The sequence below is a fragment of the Dehalococcoidales bacterium genome (genome assembly GCA_030698765.1).
Classification (GTDB): domain Bacteria; phylum Chloroflexota; class Dehalococcoidia; order Dehalococcoidales; family UBA2162; genus JAUYMF01.
Genome location: JAUYMF010000077.1, coordinates 1 through 3605 on the forward strand (window position 1 = coordinate 1; position 3605 = coordinate 3605).

5 protein-coding genes are annotated in these 3605 nt (G+C 53.0%); all 5 read left to right on the top strand.

What is annotated here, in order from left to right:
- On the top strand, positions 1 to 1256 hold a 1256-nt coding region (locus tag Q8Q07_03480), incomplete at its 5' end, for a TaqI-like C-terminal specificity domain-containing protein (GenBank protein MDP3879352.1).
- A gap of 316 nt (positions 1257 to 1572) precedes the next feature.
- The gene (locus tag Q8Q07_03485) at positions 1573 to 1794 is read left to right on the top strand and encodes a hypothetical protein (protein ID MDP3879353.1); all 222 of its coding nucleotides are present in this window, start codon (positions 1573 to 1575) and stop codon (positions 1792 to 1794) included.
- On the top strand, positions 1791 to 2057 hold the full coding sequence (locus Q8Q07_03490; protein MDP3879354.1) for a type II toxin-antitoxin system RelE/ParE family toxin: 267 nt from the start codon (positions 1791 to 1793) through the stop codon (positions 2055 to 2057). Before Q8Q07_03485 ends, Q8Q07_03490 begins: the two co-directional genes overlap by 4 nt.
- Before the next feature lie 41 nt (positions 2058 to 2098).
- Positions 2099 to 2968: an S-methyl-5'-thioadenosine phosphorylase gene (gene mtnP, locus Q8Q07_03495; protein MDP3879355.1), complete on the top strand. Its 870-nt coding sequence runs from the start codon at positions 2099 to 2101 to the stop codon at positions 2966 to 2968.
- Positions 2969 to 3253: 285 nt separating this feature from the next.
- Positions 3254 to 3544, top strand: coding sequence for a GIY-YIG nuclease family protein (locus Q8Q07_03500; GenBank protein ID MDP3879356.1), 291 nt, complete (start codon positions 3254 to 3256; stop codon positions 3542 to 3544).
- Positions 3545 to 3605 lie beyond the last annotated feature (61 nt).

A 3605-nucleotide genomic window follows, 5' to 3' on the forward strand; every position in this document is an offset into this window, starting at 1 on the left:
ACCTGCTGAATCCGGGCGGGCGAATGGGATTTATCACTTCCGGGAAGTTCCTGAAGTCAGAATACGGCAAGAGGCTACGGGAGATAATAAAAGAAAATTGCGTAGTGGAAAGCCTGGTAGACCTGTCCGCCCAGCAAGTGTTCGGTGAGGCAACTACCTACCCCGCAATCATTATACTCAGAAAAGCCGGAGAAGATGCTCCGCTTCACTATACGCACGCCCCCGCAGAGACAGACCTGACCAAAGTGCCTCTGGCAGGTATCCCGCCAATAACGGTTGAACAGACAGCCATAGTGAAGGGAATATGGCCGCCGATAGCAAAGACTGATACACTCATGAATAAGCTGACCCGAAATACGGTGCCACTCGGAGAACTTGCTGACAGAGTATTTGTAGGGCTGCAAACCAGCGCAGATAAGGTATATATTCTGGAGAACCGCGGCGAATCTGATAATGGCATGATCAAGGTATATTCCCGCAGCCTGGACAAAATCATTGAGCTTGAGAGCGTTTTGCTCAAGCCTCTGATTAGCGGGAAAGACGTTGAACGCTTTGTTTTTCCCCTGCCCACGCATGTCTTGCTGTTCCCTTATAAAGTCAGCGGGGACACCGCTGAACTGATACCGGAAGAAGAATTCAGTTCACTGTATCCCAGGTGCTGGGAATACTTGCTGGAAAACAGGACCAATCTCGAAAGCAGGGAAAACGGCAAAATGAAGCACGAAAAGTGGTACGCATTTGGTCGTACACAGAACTTAGCGATGCATGATAAACTCAAGTTCGCCATACCAAGGCTGGTGCACAGACTTGAGGCCGTCCTCGACCGAGGTGGACAGTTCTACCTGGACAATGTAGATGTCGGCGGGCTAACACTTAAGAATACCAGCAACGATGTTTACGTCCTGGGTTTGTTAAATAGCAGTTTACTGAATTACTATTTTAACCGCGTCAGCGTTGCCTTCCGCGGAGGATTCCGTTCCGCCAACCGCCAGTACCTGGAGCCACTTCCAATTCATATCGTTGACTTTTCTAATCCGGCGGAAAAGAGCATACATGACAGACTGGTAGCCCTGGTGGAGAGGATGCTGGAGTTGAACAAGCGGCTGGCGCCAGTGCGTGATACCTACGGCAATGAGCGGGACGAGCTTCTCAGGGAGATTGAGAAGACGGACAGGGAGATAGATAGCCTGGTCTATGACCTGTACGGGCTGACGGAGGAAGAGAGGCGGATAGTGGAGGGGGAAAGCAAGAAATAACGGTGAGTCGAAGAGGGAGAAAATCCCCCTTAATCCCCCCCTGTTCAAGCCAGGGGCAAGCTCTTTACGAAAGGGGGAGAGGCGAACGGATTGCTTCGCTTTGCTCGCAATGACAGTGTAACCTTTTAGGACGGACTGAGACGAGACAGAGATTGCCACGCTGCGCTGGCAATGACAAGGGCGGATTGCTTCGCCTCCCGATGAATCGGGATGGTCTCGCAATGACAGTGGCAATGACAGTTTGGGATTTCCTGGATATATAAGACGGCAGCCGGTAAATCAGCTATAATATAGAGCAAGCCAGTAGTGGAGGAAGATGATGAAGGTAAAAGAGCTTACCGTTGAGCAACTGAAGGCGTTGATTGATGAAGCAATAGAAGACAAGCTGGCTGAAATCATGGGTGACCCGGACCGGGGGCTTGAACTGACCGATGAAGCCAGGCGCAGGATTGAGGAGTCACTGTCCGCCCTGAAGCGGGGAGAAAAAGGTATCCCCCTTGAAGAACTTGCCGGAGAGATGGGTATAGTCCTGGAATGAGCTACAGCGTCCGGTTTAGCGCCTCAGCATCCGCCCGTATCAGGCAACTGGATAACGTTATCGCCCGGCGCGTGCTGAACAGGATTAAGTGGCTTTCAGAAAACTTTGAAACCCTGAGTCCGGAACCATTGACCGGCAGCTATGCCGGACTCTATAAAGTCCGAATCGGCAGCTACCGATTGGTCTATTCTATTGACCACGAGGAAAAATTACTTAACATCATCTTATTTGACCATCGCAAAGACGTGTACCGGAGGCGCTGACTGTTTGATATTCCAAGTCGGCTATTTTAAAGGAGGTGCTTATGCCAGAACCCAGAGCTAAAATCGGGGTTATCGGGGGGACGGGGCTTTATGATATCGAGGGGCTGACCGATATTAAAGAAGTTGATATTGATACGCCCTTCGGCAAGCCGAGCGATACTATTGTCACCGGCAGGCTGGAGGGAGTCGGGGTCGCCTTTCTGCCCCGTCACGGCAGGGGGCACCGCATCTCACCTTCGGAATTGCCGGCGCGGGCCAATATCTACGCCCTGAAGTCGCTGGGGGTGGAGCACATCATCGCCATCAACTCGGCGGGCAGTTTCAAGAAAGAGGTCAAGCCCGGCGACCTGCTCATCCCCGACCAGCTAATCGACCGCACCCGGGGGCGTACCGGCACCTTCTTCAGCGATGGCATCGTCGCCCACATCGCCTTCGCCGACCCATTTTGCCCGGACTTGAGCCGGGTGGTGTATGAGTCGGCGCAGGAGGCGGGGGCCAGTGTTCATCCCACGGGTACCATGGTGGTCATGGAGGGTCCCGCCTTCTCCACGCGGGCGGAATCGAGGCTCTACCGCTCCTGGGGAGCGGATATCATCGGTATGACGGCGCTGCCGGAAGCCAAGCTGGCGCGGGAGGCGGAAATCTGCTACGCTATCATCGGCTGCGTCACCGACTACGATAGCTGGTGGCAGCCGGGTGAGGCGGTAACGGTCGAGATAATCCTGGAGACCCTGCGCAAGAACGTCGATATGTCAAAGCGGATCATCAAGCTGGCGGTGGGGAAAATTCCGCACATGCGCAACTGCGCATGTGCGACAGCGCTGGAGATGGCGATTGTCACCGCCCCGGAGAAGATACCGGGGGGTCAGAAGCGGAAACTGAACCTGATAATCGGGAAGTACGTTAAGTAATTGGAGAAGCAATAGAGTGAAGGGAATGAAACGGATGACTTCACCCTCACCCCTGTATCCAGTACGGGGCAGGCTTAGTCCTCTCCCGTCAAGGGAGAGGAAATCTCCCCATCTCTCCTTGCGGGAGATGGGGACGGATTGCTTCGCCCGATTGCATCGGGCTCGCAATGACGGGGGTCGGACTCCAAAGAGGATGTAGATTCAGGGAAAGGTCTATCGAGTGTGTCATTGCGAGGCACGGAGTGCCGAAGCAATCCGTATACCCTCCGACTTATTTGAAGTAGAGTGACGAGCAAGCAGTATTATGTATATATTCTGGCTAACAGCACGAACGTAGCACTTTACCTCGGTGTGACCAATGACCTTAAAAGGCGAGTGTACGAGCATAAAAGGCAGGTCGTCAGAGGGTTTGCAGAGAAATATAGAATAGATAAACTGGTTTACTATGAGATATTTGAGGACGTTGAGAATGCCATATTACGAGAGAAAAGGCTGAAAGGTAGCTCGAGGGCGAGGAAGAACAGGCTTGTAGAGTCGTTGAATCCTGAGTGGCGAGACCTGTATGATGAGATTTGAGACGGAAACGGATTGCTTCGTTGTCCCGATTGCATCGGGACTCCTCGCAATGACGGGGGTG